This window comes from Bradyrhizobium australafricanum (genome assembly GCF_020329495.1).
GTDB classification, from domain to species: Bacteria; Pseudomonadota; Alphaproteobacteria; order Rhizobiales; family Xanthobacteraceae; genus Bradyrhizobium; species Bradyrhizobium australafricanum.
The window spans coordinates 95,306-111,350 of the sequence record NZ_JAGKJL010000001.1 but is presented as its reverse complement, the minus strand read 5'-3'; the positions used below and the strand labels follow the sequence as shown (position 1 = coordinate 111,350).

17 protein-coding genes are annotated in these 16,045 nt (G+C 64.1%); 9 read left to right on the top strand and 8 right to left on the bottom strand.

Features of this window, described 5'->3' with window-relative positions:
* Nucleotides 1–44: 44 nt before the first annotated feature.
* On the top strand, nucleotides 45–956 hold the full coding sequence (locus tag J6525_RS00585) for a LysR family transcriptional regulator (protein ID WP_225641227.1): 912 nt from the start codon (nucleotides 45–47) through the stop codon (nucleotides 954–956).
* Between the two features lie 20 nt (nucleotides 957–976).
* Here J6525_RS00585 and J6525_RS00580 read toward each other — a convergent pair whose 3' ends face one another.
* On the bottom strand, nucleotides 977–1,894 hold the full coding sequence (locus tag J6525_RS00580; RefSeq protein WP_225641225.1) for a LysR family transcriptional regulator: 918 nt from the start codon (nucleotides 1,892–1,894) through the stop codon (nucleotides 977–979).
* A gap of 205 nt (nucleotides 1,895–2,099) precedes the next feature.
* On the opposite strand from J6525_RS00580, the gene J6525_RS00575 reads away from it, so the two are divergent.
* Nucleotides 2,100–3,617 carry an MFS transporter gene (locus J6525_RS00575; RefSeq protein WP_225641222.1) on the top strand — a complete coding sequence of 506 codons (1,518 nt, stop codon included), beginning with the start codon at nucleotides 2,100–2,102 and terminating at the stop codon, nucleotides 3,615–3,617.
* 51 nt (nucleotides 3,618–3,668) lie between these two features.
* On the opposite strand, the gene J6525_RS00570 is transcribed toward J6525_RS00575, so the two are convergent.
* The gene (locus J6525_RS00570) at nucleotides 3,669–4,073 is read right to left on the bottom strand and encodes a cupin domain-containing protein (protein ID WP_225641579.1); all 405 of its coding nucleotides are present in this window, start codon (nucleotides 4,071–4,073) and stop codon (nucleotides 3,669–3,671) included.
* 96 nt (nucleotides 4,074–4,169) lie between these two features.
* On the bottom strand, nucleotides 4,170–4,571 hold the full coding sequence (locus J6525_RS00565; RefSeq protein WP_225641219.1) for an Ohr family peroxiredoxin: 402 nt from the start codon (nucleotides 4,569–4,571) through the stop codon (nucleotides 4,170–4,172).
* A 101-nt stretch (nucleotides 4,572–4,672) separates the two neighbouring features.
* Between J6525_RS00565 and J6525_RS00560 the strand changes: the two genes are divergently transcribed.
* Nucleotides 4,673–5,185: a MarR family winged helix-turn-helix transcriptional regulator gene (locus J6525_RS00560; RefSeq protein WP_233288214.1), complete on the top strand. Its 513-nt coding sequence runs from the start codon at nucleotides 4,673–4,675 to the stop codon at nucleotides 5,183–5,185.
* A gap of 114 nt (nucleotides 5,186–5,299) precedes the next feature.
* On the opposite strand, the gene J6525_RS00555 is transcribed toward J6525_RS00560, so the two are convergent.
* From J6525_RS00555 to J6525_RS00545, 3 genes are read right to left on the bottom strand one after another with little or no spacing between them, the layout of a single operon-like run.
* Nucleotides 5,300–6,643, bottom strand: a complete 1,344-nt coding sequence (locus J6525_RS00555; protein ID WP_225641217.1) for an ATP-binding protein — start codon at nucleotides 6,641–6,643, stop codon at nucleotides 5,300–5,302.
* Entirely contained in the window at nucleotides 6,640–7,362 is a 723-nt protein-coding gene (locus tag J6525_RS00550; RefSeq protein WP_026192667.1) for a response regulator, read from the bottom strand. The genes J6525_RS00555 and J6525_RS00550 overlap by 4 nt, the downstream gene beginning before the upstream one ends.
* Nucleotides 7,363–7,382: 20 nt before the next feature.
* Nucleotides 7,383–7,604, bottom strand: coding sequence for a hypothetical protein (locus J6525_RS00545; protein WP_225641215.1), 222 nt, complete (start codon nucleotides 7,602–7,604; stop codon nucleotides 7,383–7,385).
* Between the two features lie 42 nt (nucleotides 7,605–7,646).
* Between J6525_RS00545 and bamA the strand changes: the two genes are divergently transcribed.
* Nucleotides 7,647–10,157: an outer membrane protein assembly factor BamA gene (gene bamA, locus J6525_RS00540; protein WP_225641213.1), complete on the top strand. Its 2,511-nt coding sequence runs from the start codon at nucleotides 7,647–7,649 to the stop codon at nucleotides 10,155–10,157.
* Nucleotides 10,158–10,292: 135 nt separating this feature from the next.
* Nucleotides 10,293–10,844, top strand: coding sequence for a carboxymuconolactone decarboxylase family protein (locus J6525_RS00535; protein WP_092089828.1), 552 nt, complete (start codon nucleotides 10,293–10,295; stop codon nucleotides 10,842–10,844).
* Nucleotides 10,845–10,852: 8 nt separating this feature from the next.
* On the opposite strand, the gene J6525_RS00530 is transcribed toward J6525_RS00535, so the two are convergent.
* Nucleotides 10,853–11,401, bottom strand: coding sequence for an AAA family ATPase (locus tag J6525_RS00530; protein WP_225641211.1), 549 nt, complete (start codon nucleotides 11,399–11,401; stop codon nucleotides 10,853–10,855).
* 110 nt (nucleotides 11,402–11,511) lie between these two features.
* Here J6525_RS00530 and J6525_RS47410 point away from each other — a divergent pair, with 110 nt between their 5' ends.
* The 4 genes from J6525_RS47410 to frp all read left to right on the top strand — a co-directional run bounded on the left by J6525_RS47410 (nucleotide 11,512) and on the right by frp (nucleotide 15,316).
* Nucleotides 11,512–12,219, top strand: coding sequence for an HNH endonuclease (locus J6525_RS47410; RefSeq protein WP_376708401.1), 708 nt, complete (start codon nucleotides 11,512–11,514; stop codon nucleotides 12,217–12,219).
* Between the two features lie 90 nt (nucleotides 12,220–12,309).
* Nucleotides 12,310–13,476 (top strand): ABC transporter substrate-binding protein, encoded by a 1,167-nt coding sequence (locus tag J6525_RS00520; protein WP_225641207.1) that lies wholly within the window; start codon nucleotides 12,310–12,312, stop codon nucleotides 13,474–13,476.
* 132 nt (nucleotides 13,477–13,608) lie between these two features.
* On the top strand, nucleotides 13,609–14,826 hold the full coding sequence (locus tag J6525_RS00515; protein WP_225641205.1) for an MFS transporter: 1,218 nt from the start codon (nucleotides 13,609–13,611) through the stop codon (nucleotides 14,824–14,826).
* A 157-nt stretch (nucleotides 14,827–14,983) separates the two neighbouring features.
* Nucleotides 14,984–15,316, top strand: coding sequence for a fluorescence recovery protein (gene frp / locus J6525_RS00510; protein WP_225641203.1), 333 nt, complete (start codon nucleotides 14,984–14,986; stop codon nucleotides 15,314–15,316).
* 12 nt (nucleotides 15,317–15,328) lie between these two features.
* Here the strand turns inward: frp and J6525_RS00505 are convergent, their stop codons facing one another.
* On the bottom strand, nucleotides 15,329–15,976 hold the full coding sequence (locus J6525_RS00505; RefSeq protein ID WP_225641195.1) for a Vgb family protein: 648 nt from the start codon (nucleotides 15,974–15,976) through the stop codon (nucleotides 15,329–15,331).
* Between the last annotated feature and the right edge of the window lie 69 nt (nucleotides 15,977–16,045).

Genomic DNA, 16,045 nt, shown 5'->3' with positions numbered 1-16,045 from the left:
TTGTGATAAGATATTATCCGGCTCTGCGAAGTGAGTTTGCAAAAATGCACAGCGTCCTCGACTGGAACGACCTTCGGCTGGTCCTTGCGGTCGCGCGGGAAGGCAGCCTCTCGGGGGCGGCGCGCCGGCTCGGCGTCACGCATTCCACCGTGTTTCGCCGCCTCGGCACGATCGAGGATGCGATCGGAACGCGGCTGTTCGAGCGTTTCCGCGATGGTTACGCGCCGACGCCGGCTGGCGAGATCGCGGCGGCGTCGGCAGCCCGGCTCGAGGATGAAGTGCTCGCGCTCGAGCGCAAGCTGGCGGGGCAGGACCTCAGGCCGTCGGGGCCGGTGCGGATTACGACGACGGACACGCTCGGCGCGGTGCTGATGCGGCATCTGCCGGCGATGCGCGCCGCGCATCCGGAGATCCATCCGGAAATCATCATTTCGAATGCGATGGCGAACCTGACGCGCCGCGAGGCCGAGATCGCGATCCGGCCGACACCGGCGCCATCCGAACTGCTGGTCGGACGGCGCATTGCCGATATTGCCCATGCGGTCTACGGATCGCGCGCCTATCTCGCCCGCCGCGTCGACAGGGATCTGTCGGTGCACGACTGGATCGGGCTCGACGATGCGCTGGCGGGGACCGTCATCGCCGGCTGGATGCGCGAGAACCTGCGTTCGGCGCGGATCACCTGCCGGGTCGATGCGCTTCCGGCGCTGCGCGATGCCGCGGCGGCGGGACTGGGGCTTGCCCTGCTGCCCTGCTATGTCGGTGATGTCGTGCCCACGCTGCGCCGCCTGACGCCGAAAGCAATCGCGGAGCCGCGCTCGGCGCTGTGGCTATTGACGCATGACGATCTCAAGCGCACCGCGCGCATCCGCGCGACGCTCGATTTTCTCGCCAGGGCACTCGCCTCGGAGCGTGCGCTGTTCGAGGGAAAGCGCGCCGGAGGCGCGCGCCGCTAGCCGGCCGGCACGCAGACCGTTCAGGAGCCGACGACTTCCGTGACGGTATGGGCGTCCTCTGCAGCGCGATTCGCAGGCATCCGATGATGCTCGCGAAAGGCGCCAACGATCGTCTTCAGCACCGCGCGGGATTTTGCATCTGACAGCGCCGACAGCAGCATGATCTCGGACGGCGGAAGAGCAGGTAAGCCAAGCCGTCGGCTGACCTCAATCGTCCCGGCCGGTGCAAGGCGGCAGGAGAACACGGACGTGGCGAGACCGGCGGCGACCGCATCGGCGACAGCAAAGGACCCACAGCCCAGGAAGCTTTCCGTCCACGGGATGTTCGCCGCCGCCAGCGCGCGCGTCGCGATGTTGAGCACGCCGCAGGACGGCGAGGAGGCGGCGAGCCGCAGCGGCTCGCCCGCGCGATGGACGAAGTCCGGCGTGGCGAACCAGCCATAGTGGTCCGTCGCCAGCATCTCGCCGTCGCGGCGGTCGTCCTCGCGGCGGATGATGGCGGCATCGATCTCGCCGCGGTCGAAGGCGTCGAGCAGGTCGCGGGAATCCTCGAGCCTTACTTCGATGGTGAGCGCCGGGTCGTGCGCATGCAGCCGCGTCAGCAAGGTCGGAACCTCCGCGCCTCCGACATGGGTGGCAATGCCGAGCGAGAAGCGACGCGGGCGCACGGGCGACAACGCCGCGACGGCGCGATCATGCGCGCCGAGCAATTCCTGCGCCGGGGCGAGGAAAGCTGCGCCCTGCGCCGACAGGCGCACCAGGCGCGGTGTCCGTTCGATCAGCCTGTGGCCGAGCTGGCTTTCAAGCCGCTTCAACTTGACGCTGATCGCGCCTTGCGTGGTGCCGAGTGTTTCGGCGGCGCGCGTAAAGCTCTTGAGATCGGCGATGGTCACGAATGTCTTCACGGCGTCGACGTCGAGCGTGGTCATGTCAGTCATCCGGATTTGTTGTCTCTGAAATATCTAGTCATCCAATTCACCAATGCTCAAGCCATGACTAGCTTTGCGTTGTGAAGCGCCGTGGCCACCCGATTCCTGCCGCTGCTGCCTCAATACATCGTGAGTCGATCGATCGACGCTGCTGCCAGCACCCTGGCAACAGCGTGCGGTACTCCGTTGGCTTGCCACAACAAAAGGCCTGATCATGTCTACTGAACTGAGCCGCCGCGGCGCTGTCGTGCTGTCCGCCGTTTGCCTTGCCTGCCTGATGTTCGGATTGGAGATTTCCAGCATCCCCGCGATCCTGCCGACGCTGGAGCGGGTGCTGCATGCCGACTTCAAGGCGCTGCAATGGATCATGAACGCCTACACGATCGCGGTCACCACGGTGCTGATGGCGATCGGGACGGTCGCGGACCGCTACGGACGCAAGCGCATCTTCCTGGTCGCGATCGCGGCATTCGGCATCACCTCGCTGATCTGCGGTGTCGCCTCGAGCGTCGAAATGCTGATTGTCGCCCGGTTCCTGCAGGGCCTCAGCGGCGGTGCGCTCTTGATCTGCCAGATCGCCGTGCTCTCGCACGAATTCCAGGGCGGCCGGGTGCGCGCCGTCGCCTGGGGCTGGTGGGGCGTCATCTTCGGCATCGGCCTCGGCTTCGGGCCGATCATCGGCGGCGCCGTTGTCGCGGTGCTGAGCTGGCAGTGGGTGTTCCTCGTCCACGTGCTGTTCGCGGCCGTTGCGTTCGTGCTCACGATCGGCGGCGTGCATGAATCGAAGGATCCGAAGGCGAGCAGCCTCGACGTCGCTGGTATCGTGACGATGTCGCTCGCGGTGTTCTGCCTCGCCTTCTATATCACGCAGGGGCCGGATCTCGGCTTTGCCAGCTCGAAGGGGCTTGCGATCCTCGGCGTTTCCGCCGTGAGCTTGATCGCGTTCCTGGTTGCTGAGAGAATCAGCCGGCGGCCGATGTTCGACTTCTTAGTGTTCCGGATCTCAGCTTTCTCCGGTTCGATCGTCGGCTCCGCGGCGATGAACCTCAGCTACTGGCCGTTCATGATCTATCTGCCGATCTGGTTCCACGCCGGCCTCGGCTATGACAGCGTGTCCGCGGGACTTGCCTTGTTGGCCTACACGCTGCCGACACTGGTGATGCCGCCCTTCGCCGAGCGCCTGTCGCTGCGCTATCAGCCGGGACTGATCATCCCGGTTGGGCTGTTCACGATCGGCGCCGGATTCATGCTGATGAAGTTCGGCAGCGCCGCCGCGCAGGCGAACTGGGCGACGATGCTGCCGGGCTGCCTGCTCGCGGGAATTGGCCTCGGCATCACCAACACGCCGGTGACCAACACGACGACCGGCTCGGTCTCGAGCGACCGCGCCGGCATGGCCTCGGGCATCGACATGAGCGCGCGGATGGTTTCGCTTTCGGTCAACATCGCGCTGATGGGCTTCATCCTGGCAAGCGGCGTGCTGGCGCATCTGAAGGCGGTGTCGCCGGCGCTGGACGGCGCGCAACTTCGCACCATCGCCGAGCGGATCGCGGCCGGCGACGTCGCAGCCGCGCCGGAGCTGACCGGCCCGGTCGTGCATCAGGCACTCGCGAGCGGCTTCGGCTGGGTGATGCTCTATGGCGGCATCGGTGTGTGGATCATGGCCGCGCTCAGCTTCCTGATCTTCAACGCGCGGCCGGTGCGGCAGGCCGAGGCTCACGGCACGAAGTGAACACGATGTCGCCGTGCCTGCCCAGGGACAGGGGCGGGCAGGCGGTACCGGTCACTTCACGAGGGTCAGCAGCGGCTTGTCCTTCTCGACGATGTAGGTCGCAAGCTCGCTGGCGGTGACGTCGCCGACATTCCTCGCCGCATGGACCGTGCCGGCGGGAATGAACAGCACGTCGCCGGCCTTCAGGCTCGCCGGCGGCCTGCCGTCGACGTCGTATTCGAGCGTGCCTGCGAGCACGTAGATGATTTCTTCGCCCGGATGCGTATGGCGGCCGAAGGCCTTGCCCGGCGCGATGTCGACCCGCACCTGCACGGCTTCACGTCCGCCGACGCTGAGGTCGTGGCGCTGCAGGTCGGTTCGCGTGAAACCGGCCGATTGCTGCGCCTGTGCGCTCGGTATGGTCAGGAGGCTTGCGGCGAACAAGGCCGTCCTTGCGAGCAGGCGCGTTGCCTTCATCAGCTTGCTGGTCATCTTGAACTCCAGTCTTCTGGACTTGCCCGACCGCGAGCCGGCAAGCGGCCGGCCCGCGTCGGAGATCGTCATGTGCTCGTTTCAGACGAGGGTGGTCGTGACATCGATGTTGCCGTGGACCGCCTTGGAGTAGGGGCAGATGCCGTGCGCGGCTTCGATCAGCTCCTGCGCGACCTCGCGCTCGACGCCGGGGACGTGGACGTTGAGGCGGGCGCTCAGGAAGAAGGCGCTGCCGGCCTGGTTCAGATCGATCTCGGCGTCGACCTCGGGCTCGCTCGCGAGCTTGACCTTGCGCTGACCGGCTGCAAGCTGGATCGCGCCGATGTAGCAGGCCGACCAGGCGGCCGCGAACAGGTTTTCCGCGGCGGGGTGCGGCTGCGGCAGCTTGACGTCGAGGAAGCCGTCGCGCGAGCGGGCGGCGCCGTTCGGGCCGGCGGTGACGTGGGTCTTTCCGGTGACAAGAACCTTTGCAGTGGCGGTCATGGCGAGCTCCTTTGGTGAATATAGATCGTATCCGATCTAATCGTGTACGCGTTGAAATAGGCCCGAGACTTGATTGTGTCAAGCACTTCCGATTTAATCGGATGCGATTTATATTGACTGCGACATCACAAACTCCGGAGACGTCCGTGACCCGCACCTCCAAGGCCGAGACCAAGGGCCGAAAACTCTCGAATTTTCTGTGCTTTGCGGTCTATTCGGCCAATCTGGCTTTCGGCCGCGCCTACAAGCCGATCCTGGATGCGGTCGGCCTGACCTACACCCAATACATCGCCATGGTGGCGCTGTCGGAAGAGGACGAGCAGACGGTCAGCGCGCTCGGCGAGAAGCTGTTTCTGGAATCCAACACGCTGACGCCGATCCTCAAGAAGCTCGAGCAGAGCGGCTATATCAGCCGCGTCAGAGATCCCGCCGATGAGCGGCAGGTTCGGGTGAGCCTGACGGCGGCGGGCCGGCGCCTGCTCGACAAGGACATCAATGTGTCCCTGGTCGAAGCCACCGGGCTCGGCGACGAATTTCCCGTCGTGCAGAAGACCGTCGCGAGGCTGCGCGACAATCTGCTGCGCAACACGCGCGCCGATCCGAAGAAGGGCTGATCCTGCGCGCCGAATTGTAACGCGCTGTATCCGCGCCGCGCCGGACGAACTAAAGCAGTCCGGGTCTGATCAAAAGCGGCCGGGTGGCGGGGGCAAGCGATTCTGAATCTTGCTCTAGCCGGACACGAGCTCAGGAAGCACGGGGCGCGACGCGTTCGTCCCGCTTCGATCCGATCCGAGGTGCACGGGCCCCGGCAATTTGATGCGGACAAGAAGGCCGTGCGGCGTGTTGTCGTGCAGCGACAGCTCGCCGCCATGCCCGCACACCATGGCCTGCGCGATCGAAAGGCCAAGCCCGAAGCCGCTTGTCTCGTCCATGGTGCGGGCTTCGTCGCCGCGGACGAACGGCTTCAGCATTTCGGCCCGGCGGTGCTCTGGAATCCCCGGACCGTCGTCCGAGACATCGATGGTGGCCTGATCGGCTGACGCGGTCAGCCGGATATCGACTTCGCTACCGAACCGCAGGGCATTCTCCACCAAATTGGTCACGGTGCGGCTGATTTCGCTCGGGCGGATCAGAAGCGAAGCCCTGGTCGGGCCCTGGTAGCGAACGACGTGACCGCAATCGGAGAATTGCTCGCAGATCGTCTGCAGCAGCGCCGCCACGTTCACCAGGGTCGGCTTTGCCGCGCTGCCGCCGCTCAGGAATGACAGTACGGATTCCAGCATGGCCTGCATCTGGTCGAGGTCATGCAGGGTCTCCGCGCGCTGGGCATCGTTTTCGATATATTCGGACCTGAGCCGCAGCCGGGTGATCGGGGTGCGCAGGTCGTGACTGATGGCGGCGAGCATCCGCGTGCGGTCATTCATCAACGTGGTGATGCGTTCGCGCATGCGATTGAGCGCGACTGCTGCGGCGCGGATTTCCTCCGGGCCGGTCTCCGGCAGCGGCGCGGCCGCCTGGCTGATGCTGAAATTCTCGGCGGCGCGGGCGAACGCGGACAGCGGCGCGCTGAGCGCGCGGCCGGCCCACACGCCGAGCAGCGTGACGCTGACGAACAGGAACAGGAATGTGCTGACCCAGAATCCGCCGAAGAAGGGCGGCATTTTCGTCGGGCCGATCGTCGCTTCGAACAGGGCTCCGTCCGGCAACCGAACCGCCGCCGGCGCGGTCTTCGAGGAAAACTCGTCGATATCGTCGACGCCGGGCGGCTCTGACGAAGCACCGTCAGACGAGCCCGGACCTGCGTCGCGCAATGTGAGGTGCAGGCGAGGAAAGGCTCGATCGGCCGCGCGCAACAGCGTTGCGCGATCGGCCGCAGGGGCCTCGGCCAGAAGCTTGGCAACCAGCTGGAACTGATGGATCGGCCTGTCCGCGAACGATCTCGGCTTCTGGCTGACGAAATAGAGCCCGATCAGCGCATGGATGAGCACCAGCGACAGCAGGATCAGCGCGGCGATCTGGCCACTGATCCGGTGGAAGCTGAAAAGCGCGGCAATCCTGCGGGTCCAGCTCATGCGTCCTCCACATGCGGTGTGAAGATGTAGCCGCCGGTGCGTACCGTCCGGATCACCGACGATCCTTCGCTCGTATCGAGCTTGCGGCGAAGCCGGCTGACCAGCACATCGATGCTGCGCCCGAACGGACTGGCCGGCCGGCTGCGCGTCATGGTCAAGAGGCCATCCCGCGTGAGGATCCGGCCAGGCCGCTCGCAGAACACCTGCAGCAGGTCGAACTCCGCGCTGGTCAACGGAACCTGGGCGCCGTCGGGATCGCGCAATTCGCGCAGGCGAAGATCGATGGTCCAGTCCTGGAAGCGCAGGCGCGCGGCGCTTTGGCCCGAGCGCCCGGCAAGGCCGGCCTGGGCCTGGCGGCGCAGCACCGCGTTGATCCGCGCCAGCAGCTCACGCGGATTGAACGGTTTGGCGAGATAATCATCCGCGCCCATCTCGAGCCCGAGGATCCGGTCGAGGTCCTCGCCTTTCGCCGTGAGCATGATGATCGGGATCGTCGAGTCGCCGCGCAGGCGGCGACACAGGGTCAATCCATCCTCTCCGGGCAGCATCAGATCGAGGACGACGAGATCGAGCGAATGCCCGGCAAGGTAACGATCCATTTCCCTGCCGTTCGAGGCGGTGGCCACCAGGCAGGATTGGTCGCGCAGGTAGCGGGCAATCAAGTCTCTGGTCTGCAGATCGTCTTCGACGATCAGGATCTTCGGAGTGTTTGCAAGCATGATCCGCGACTGGGTCCTCATCATAACGTCATTGGCGCGCGTTCCAGCGCGCTCAGCCACCAATCGACCAGCATAGGCGTCGCTTGTGGGCGGCATTGCGCCTTTTCGTAAGCATAGTGTTTCTGAACTGTAAGCGTCGCTCGCAGCAAGAAACAATCCGCGATGCCGGCTGCATCGCTTCGCGCTAACAGTCCCAAACCACTGGAAATAATACCGCAATCCTGCAGCCACACCGCAGCCATCACCATCCCGTCACAACGGGCTTGTTGTTCGCGAGGTGTGGAATGAAGACGTGGCGGGGCTTTGTCGCGGCGATCGTGCTGTCGGGCTTTTCGATCCCGGGGACGCCGGTGACATGGCCATTGTTGGCTCCGGCGGCGGCCCAATCGGTTGATGCGATCACTGTCGAAGGTAACCGGAGGGTAGAGGTGGAGACCATCCGCTCCTATTTCAGGCCCGGGCCCGGTGGCCATCTCGATCAGGCTGCCATCGACGACGCCCTCAAGGAGCTGGTCGGGACCGGGTTGTTCCAGGACGTCAAGATCAATCAGGCGGGCGGCCGGATCGTCGTTTTGGTGATCGAGAATCCGGTGATCGACCGCGTTGCGTTCGAGGGCAACAAGAAGATCAAGGACGAGCAGCTCTCGGCCGAAATGCAGTCCAAGCCGCGGGGTACCCTGTCGCGGCCGATGGTGCAGTCGGATGCATTGCGGATCGCCGAGATTTATCGGCGCTCAGGCCGCTACGACGTGCACGTCACGCCGGAGATCATCGAACGCTCGAACAACCGCGTCGATCTCGTCTTCACCGTCGATGAGGGAGCGAAGACCGGCATCAAGACCATCGAGTTCATGGGCAACAACAGTTTTTCGGCGGCGCGCCTGAAGGACGTGATCAAGACCCATGAGACGAACTTCCTGAGCTTTCTCGGCAACGCCGACATCTATGACCCGGATCGGGTCGAGGCCGATCGTGACCTGATCCGCCGCTTCTATCTGAAGCACGGCTACGCGGACGTCCAGGTCGTGGCAGCGCTCGCCGAGTATGATCCGGAGCGCAAGGGCTTTCAGGTGACGTTCAAGATCGATGAGGGGCAGCAGTACCGCGTTGCGACGGTCGGTTTCCGCTCGAACATTGCGGGCTTCGATCCGACGACGCTGCGTTCATTGTCGCGCGTCGGCGAGGGCTCGCTCTACAATGTCGAGGCGGTCGAGAAGTCGGTCGAGGACATGCAGATCGAAGCGTCGCGCCGCGGCTACGCTTTCGCGGTGGTCCGTCCGGACGGCGCCCGGAATTTCGAGGCCCACACGGTGGGGATCGTGTTTCGCGTGGAGGAGGGGCCGCGCACCTATATCGAGCGGATCGACATTCGCGGCAACGGCCGCACCCGGGACTACGTGATCCGGCGCGAGTTCGATCTCTCCGAGGGCGATGCATATAACCGTGCGCTGGTCGATCGCGCCGAGCGGCGGCTGAAGAATCTCGACTACTTCAAGACCGTCAAGATCACCACCGAGCCCGGCTCGACGAGCGATCGCGTGGTGTTGGTTGTCGATCTGGAGGAAAAGTCGACCGGCGATTTCTCCGTGTCGGGCGGTTATTCCACGACGGACGGCGCGCTTGCCGAGGTCAGCATCTCGGAGCGAAATCTGCTCGGCCGTGGCCTGTTCGCCAAGGCGACGGTCAGCTACGGCCAATACTCGCGCGGCCTGTCGCTGTCCTTTGTCGAACCGTATTTGCTCGACTATCGCGTCGCGCTCGGGCTCGATGCGTATTACAAGGAGCAATTGCCGACCGACTACACGACCTATGGCGTGAAGACGATCGGGTTCTCGCCGCGGCTCGGCCTGGCCTTGCGCGAAGACCTGACCCTCCAGTTGCGATACTCGCTCTATCAGCAGGAAATCTCGCTCGATAGCGCCTACGCGAACTGCAACAACAATCCGTCCAACCCGTCGCTCGCGTTCAATCCGACGCCTGCCTACATCCAGAGTGTGCTTGGCGGCGTCGATCCCACGAACTCGGTCTCGTCAGGGCTCTATGGGTATGGCTGCTATGGCGACGGAGAATCCACCTTGCCGGTGCGCAAGGAGCTCGCCGCAGGGGCGACCTGGACCTCGCAGATCGGCTACACGCTGAGCTACAACACCGTCGACAACAACAAGAACCCGACCGATGGCCTGCTGATCGACTTCAAGCAGGACTTTGCCGGCGTCGGCGGCGACGTGACGTATCTGAAGAGCGCGGTCGACGCGAAATACTATACGCCGCTGGTGTCCGACCTGATCGGACTGATCCACCTGCAGGGCGGCCTGCTCACCAAGGTCGGCGACAATGATCTGCGGATGCTGGACCAATTCCAGATGGGGCCGAACCTGGTGCGTGGCTTTGCCACCAACGGCATCGGCCCGCGTGACATCACCTATGCGAGCCTTGGCGCAGTCGGGGATGCGCTCGGCGGCACCAAATATTGGGGCGCGTCGATGGAGCTGCAGATGCCGTTCTGGTTCCTGCCCTCGGAGGTTGGGCTGAAGGGGGCCGTCTATGCGGACGCCGGCTCGCTTTGGGGCTATCAAGGCCCGACGTCGTGGGCCGCAACCGGCGAGGTGAATACGGCTGCTTGCAAATGCGGCCTCCAATACGACGATGGGAACGTGGTGAGGACTTCGGTTGGCGTCGGCCTGATCTGGGCGTCGCCGTTCGGCCCCCTGCGCTTCGATTACGCCGTGCCGATCACGAAGGGTAAATACGACATCGTGCAGGAGTTCCGGTTCGGAGGCGGGACGTCATTCTGAGCCGACAGTCGCTCCGCTTGCCGGATCGCGCCGCGGGTTGCGGCCAGCGTGACGCCTGCCATGCCGTGCTGCCGCTTGCGGCGCCCGGCGAAGCGGGGCAGGCTGCGTTGGTTCAATTCAGATCCGAGGCAATCCATGTCACGCGTGTCAATCAAGACCAGGAACGACCTGCCGAGCGAGCTCATGCCGCTGTGGGACAAGATGACCACCTATGGCGCGTTCGAGAACCAGGCCGGCGTCATGGCGCAGCGCCTACCGATCTTCAAGCACATGTGGTCGCTGCTGGTCGATCTCGCCGACGAGGCGGTGGTCTCGAAGCGGCATCTCGAGCTCGCGCTGGTGACGGTCTCGCTGCTCAACAAGTGCGACTATTGCGTGTCGCACCATGCGCCGAAGCTCGCGATCCAGGGAGTCTCGGAGGCGGGCGCGGAGCGGCTGCTCGACTATCAGGATCATCCCGAGCTCGATGCGCTCGACAAGCTCGTGGTCGAATATGCGATCGCCGTCACCAACAACTGGAACAAGACCCGCGACGAGATCTTCGCACGGCTGCGAGAACACTTCTCGGAACCGCAGATCGTCGAGCTGACCTGGCGGATCGCGCTGTGCGGCGCGTTCAATCGCTTCAACGATATCTTGCAGCTCGATGTCGAGCAGGGCGTTCCGCATCGCGAGGCCGCGGAGTGACGGCCTGATCAGGCCGCAGGTGTGATGTCGCCGAGCGTCGTGAGCACGAAGTCGGCGCGCGCGGACGGCGATACCTTCGGCAGGTGGATCACGTCGTAGCCGAGCGCTGGAAGCGTCTCCATCAGCCGCCGATACTCGGCCATTGCGGCCTCGAAGCCGTGTCGTCGCTCCGGATCGGTGACGTAGATTTCCGGCCATGGCGGCGTCATGAACACACGACCGTGGTAGCGATGGATGGAGCAATTCGGGTGCAGCACCGGCTCGCCTGTCAACGCCTGCAGCGCCGACGCCGCGTCGACGAGGCCGCGATCGAAGAACACCCATCCGGAATGGGCTTTGGTCATCTCCATATCCTTCAGTGCGACGTCAATGGCGCGATACAGGAATGCTGCCGCATCGACCCACGGCAGCGCCTTGCCGCCGGACGCGAGCTCATCGGCGATGATACGGCGGCCGGGCTCTTCGACGACCGGATAGCCGCGTGCAGAGAGTTCGGCCAGCAAGGTCGATTTTCCGCCGCCGGAGCAGCCGGAGATCAGGACGAAGCGGTTTTGCAAAGGGTGTCCTTCTATAAGGATGAAACGGCACGGCCAGGCTCGAGCCACCGATGTGGAGCGCCTTATCTAACCCGCCCTGACGGCCCACAGTCATCTCAACAAGTGGCGCGATGATAATCTCGACATCTGGCACCACGCCTACAGCAAAGCTGCGCATGGTTTCGGGTTTTCCGCTGGCGTTCGGAGTGCTGGCTATGGCTATGTCACAGTTTTCAGAGAATCTTCCGTCGAAGGCGCAAATATATGACTATTGGAAGCACCGGCTTTCTCGGCTGTACTTTCATGTCGAGCCGAGAAAGCCTCGCTGCTGGGCTTGCGGATTTAACTATGGCGCAAGGTACGACATCAAGCGACCTGACGCGGGTTGGGACGAAATACTGCAACGTTGGAACCGGATTCCTCTGCAACGCTGCCACATAATTCCCAGATCACTCAACGGAAGCGACAGTCTGTCAAACTTATTCTTGCTGTGTCGCGAGTGTCACGATCTGACGCCAAATACGAGTATTCCTGAGGTGTTTTTCAGGTGGGGGCGTACTCAAAACTGGGAGTTGCGCGAGGACGCCAAGCTTCGAGATGCGATGAGAGCCTTCCGCATCGACACGGACAGCTTGCGACAACTCGACCAGGTGCTCAACTCATCTGAGTTCAGATATTGGATGTCGGGCAAGTTTGGGTTGCATCGCCCACAATCGAACTACGCGCCGATTTCGTCGCGGCTCACGCCGGCGACCCTTGTAGGGTTGGCGCTCCATTATCACCGCGAATTGGGCTGCGCGTCTCGGAGATCGCGGGGCGCGCCCGCAAGTAAGCACTAGTTGCGCGATTGCGCTCTTAACCAATCTTTTCAAGCCGTGCAGGTAGATTCGGCCGGGGTTGCGCTTGTCGACGGTATGAATCGAGGGCACATGGCATCACGTTTGAACAGCTGCATGGCGTTCGTGCTGCTAATCGGGTCCACAGTACTGCTTCCTTCGCGCGCCGCTGAGCCCGGTGCACCGATCCGCGTCGGCGCGGTGCTGCCGTTTTCCGGAGGTGTCGAGCTCTACGGCCAGCAGGCGCGGCTCGGGCTCGATCTCGCCGCCAAGGACATCAACGCGGCCGGCGGCATTCTCGGCCGGCCGGTCGACATCGTCTATGCCGACGACAAGACGCGGCCGGAGGCGGCCACTGAGGCGATGCATTCGCTGGTCGACAAGGATGGTGTGCTGGCCGTGGTCGGTCCGATCACCTCGCGCAACCTGAATGCGCTGGTGCCGATTGCCGAGAGCTCGAAGACGCCGCTGCTCTATGCCACCAATTACGAGGGCGGCAAATGCAGCCGCTATCTGTTTTCGTTCGGCGCGGTGCCGAACCAGGAACTCGGCCAGCTGCTGCCCTACATGACCCGGACGTTCGGCAACACCTACTTCCTGCTCGGCGCCGACCGGGTCTGGCCGCATCAGATGTTCGGCATCGCGCAGCCCCTGATCGAGAAGCTCGGCGGCAAGGTGGTCGCGACCAAGTACACGCTGGGAACCGAGACCGACTTCTCACCGCTGATCAAGGAGATCGCGGCGAGCAAGGCCAAGGTGCTGTTGTTCGCGCTGAAGGGCGACGGGATGGATTTCATCCGGCAGGCCGACGAAGCCGGATTGCTAAAGGACATCACCGTCGCTTTCCTCGGACTGTCGGAGGTCGATCTCGGCATCTTCCGCGGCAAGGGCCAGAACATGGTCACAGTGGTGCCGGCGGTCGCGGCGAGCGAGGATCCTGCCGTCAAGGCGTTCGTCGCGAAGGCGCGCGCCGCCGCGGAGCCGGGCGTCGCAGTGTCGAACTATGTGATGACGCATTACAACACGCTGATCGCGCTGAAGGCGGCGGCCGAGAAGGCCGGCAAGCTCGACAAGGAGGCGATCGTCGACGCGATGGTGGGCCTTGCCATTCCGTCGCCGACCGGCCCTGTCACGCTCGGTCAGGATCATCACGCGGCGATGAACATGTTCATTGCCAGGACGCAGGGCACGGAGCTCGTGCAGGTGCGAGCACTCGGCGAGATCGCACCGGAGCCGGGGTGCAGTCTGGCTGGCCGCTGACCAGAAGGAATATCTCGGTAGCCGCGCCAGACGCCACGCTCGCAAAAAAGTGAGCTGGCGCGCTCGTCAGCTGTCGGTTTCGCGTCCTCCCGCTCGTCTTGCAGCCAGAACGAGCTGCATGGGAGTTCCGGAATGAGCAATTCAACCTATCGCTGGGTGATCGTCGCGGCTGGCGGCCTGCTCGGCTGTGTCGCGATCGGCGGCATGTTTTCGCTGCCGGTGTTCCTCCAGCCCATGGCGCGCGAGACCGGCTGGTCGGTGACCGGCATCTCCAGCGCGATGACGATCGGCTTCCTCGCGATGGCCTTCACCAGCATGATCTGGGGCACGCTGTCCGACCGCTTCGGGCCGCTTCCGGTGGTGCTGACCGGATCGGTCGTGCTGGCGGCAAGCCTCGCGCTGGCCAGCCAGACAACATCGCTGCTGGCCTTTCAGTTCGTGTTCGGCGCGCTGGTCGGCGCGGCCACGGCGGCGATCTTCGCGCCGATGATGGCCTGCGTCACCGGCTGGTTCGACACCCATCGCAGCCTCGCCGTTTCGCTGGTGTCGGCCGGCATGGGCATGGCGCCGATGACGATGTCGCCGCTCGCGGCTTGGCTGATCTCCCACCACGACTGGCGCACCGCGATGCTGATCGTCTCGGGCGTGGTCGGCGCGATCATGATTCCGGTCTCGTTCCTGGTGCGCCGCCCGCTGGCGCTGCAGGGCGATCACCCTGAAGCGGTCTCCGAAAATGGCGAACCGCCGATGTCGCTGGCGCAGGCGCTGCGCTCGCCGCAGTTCATCATCCTGATCGCGACCAATTTCTTCTGCTGCGCCACCCATTCGGGCCCGATCATCCACACCGTGAGTTACGCTGTCACCTGCGGCATTCCGATGGTCGCCGCGGTGACGATCTACAGCGTCGAAGGGCTCGCCGGGATGGGCGGCCGCATCGCGTTCGGCCTGCTCGGCGACCGCTTTGGCGCCAAGCGCGTGCTGGTGCTCGGACTGCTAGCACAGGCGTTCGGCGCGCTCGGCTACGTCTTCGTGCGCGAGCTCGCCGCATTCTACGCGGTCGCGGCGATCTTCGGCTTCATCTATGCCGGCACCATGCCGCTGTATTCCGTGCTGATCCGCGAGAATTTTCCGCTGCGGATGATGGGTACGGTGATCGGCGGCACCGCGATGGCCGGCAGCCTCGGCATGGCGACCGGACCGCTCGCCGGTGGGCTGATCTACGACACCTTCGCGAGCTACACGTGGCTCTATGTCGGCTCCTGGGCGGTCGGCATCGGCGCGTTCCTGATCATGATGACGTTCCGCCCGATGCCGGCGGCGCGGCCCACCGCGGTGTCGGCGCCGGCGTGAAGTTTGAACTTCGTCATGCAGCGCGCCGCTCGGACAAAAGCATTGGTCTTGCCGAGCGGCGGGCAAAGGGGCAACGTTGTGGCGTCATTGCATCGGCCGGGCGTCCAGGGCTGAATGCCCTGATTGTTGGCACGATGCCAGGCGTATGAGAGCCACTATGTACCGTGATCTCCAATGGTCCCCGGCCGAAAAGAAGATTGCGCGCAAGGCCTATGATTCTGCGGTGGAGTGCGCTCTCGCCAAGGTGATGGTCGAATTCAAGAGCAGGGCCTTTGCGGCAGCGACGCCGTCGGAGATGTGGGAAGTTGGCGAGTATCTGCACCAGCAAAGGAGGGAGCTCGATGAGATGTTCGACTATCGATACTCGCAGCTCCCGCTTGTCTTCGCACGGCTCATCCGAGAACAGCATCTTGACGAGGCGCTGCTCGCGGGTTTGTCGGACCAGAAGCGCCAGGTGATCCGCTCTATTCTTTCCCTGGCCGAAAGGTGATCGCAAATCGCTTCACGCGCGGCCGCGCTTCGGTCGCCGGATGGCACGCACCTTGTTGTTGGCGGAACCGCTTCCGCAGAAGAAGCGGTCGCCGCCGTCGGACTCGAGGCCGGAGACGAACACGCCCTGCGGCATCTCCAGCTTTTCCATGATTTCGCCGGTCTGCGGGTCGATCCGCCGCACGTCGCTTTCATCGCCTTCCCAGGTGCCGTGCCAGAGTTCGCCATCGACCCAGGAGACGCCGGTGACGAACCGGTTGCTTTCGATGGTGCGCAGAACCTTGCCGGTTTCCGGATCGATCTGAACGATGGTGCGGTCGCGATACTGGCCGACCCACAGCGAGCCCTCCGCCCAGGCGAGGCCCGAGTCGCGGCCGCCGCCGGGCGAGGGGATGGTGGACACCACGCGCCCGCTGTTCGGCTCGATCTTCAGAATGCGGTCCTCGGCGATCTGATAGAGGTGCTTGCCGTCGAAGGCGGTGCCGGCATGCGCCGCGATATCGAGGGTGCGGGTGGTGTTGCCGCTGTCGGGATCGAAGGCGACCAGGCGATCGCCGGCCGCGAACCAGACCTGCTCGCCGTCGAAGCTGACGCCGCCGACGTTCTCGACACCGTCGAAGGGGCCGTATTCCCGGATGATCTCGGCCGTGGCCTTTTTCATGTGCGCTCCTGTCGCCTGGAGCTTCAATTCTGATTGAATCAGAATCGAGGCTCCAGAATCCTGTTTTGA

Bases quoted from the DNA above. Each gene is read 5' to 3' on its own strand.
- J6525_RS00585 (WP_225641227.1), top strand. From the start codon at position 45: ATGCACAGCGTCCTCGACTGGAACGACCTTCGGCTGGTCCTTGCGGTC.
- J6525_RS00580 (WP_225641225.1), bottom strand. From the start codon at position 1,894: ATGACTGACATGACCACGCTCGACGTCGACGCCGTGAAGACATTCGTG.
- J6525_RS00575 (WP_225641222.1), top strand. From the start codon at position 2,100: ATGTCTACTGAACTGAGCCGCCGCGGCGCTGTCGTGCTGTCCGCCGTT.
- J6525_RS00570 (WP_225641579.1), bottom strand. From the start codon at position 4,073: ATGAAGGCAACGCGCCTGCTCGCAAGGACGGCCTTGTTCGCCGCAAGC.
- J6525_RS00565 (WP_225641219.1), bottom strand. From the start codon at position 4,571: ATGACCGCCACTGCAAAGGTTCTTGTCACCGGAAAGACCCACGTCACC.
- J6525_RS00560 (WP_233288214.1), top strand. From the start codon at position 4,673: ATGCGATTTATATTGACTGCGACATCACAAACTCCGGAGACGTCCGTG.
- J6525_RS00555 (WP_225641217.1), bottom strand. From the start codon at position 6,643: ATGAGCTGGACCCGCAGGATTGCCGCGCTTTTCAGCTTCCACCGGATC.
- J6525_RS00550 (WP_026192667.1), bottom strand. From the start codon at position 7,362: ATGCTTGCAAACACTCCGAAGATCCTGATCGTCGAAGACGATCTGCAG.
- J6525_RS00545 (WP_225641215.1), bottom strand. From the start codon at position 7,604: ATGGCTGCGGTGTGGCTGCAGGATTGCGGTATTATTTCCAGTGGTTTG.
- bamA (WP_225641213.1), top strand. From the start codon at position 7,647: ATGAAGACGTGGCGGGGCTTTGTCGCGGCGATCGTGCTGTCGGGCTTT.
- J6525_RS00535 (WP_092089828.1), top strand. From the start codon at position 10,293: ATGTCACGCGTGTCAATCAAGACCAGGAACGACCTGCCGAGCGAGCTC.
- J6525_RS47410 (WP_376708401.1), top strand. From the start codon at position 11,512: ATGATAATCTCGACATCTGGCACCACGCCTACAGCAAAGCTGCGCATG.
- J6525_RS00520 (WP_225641207.1), top strand. From the start codon at position 12,310: ATGGCATCACGTTTGAACAGCTGCATGGCGTTCGTGCTGCTAATCGGG.
- J6525_RS00515 (WP_225641205.1), top strand. From the start codon at position 13,609: ATGAGCAATTCAACCTATCGCTGGGTGATCGTCGCGGCTGGCGGCCTG.
- frp (WP_225641203.1), top strand. From the start codon at position 14,984: ATGTACCGTGATCTCCAATGGTCCCCGGCCGAAAAGAAGATTGCGCGC.
- J6525_RS00505 (WP_225641195.1), bottom strand. From the start codon at position 15,976: ATGAAAAAGGCCACGGCCGAGATCATCCGGGAATACGGCCCCTTCGAC.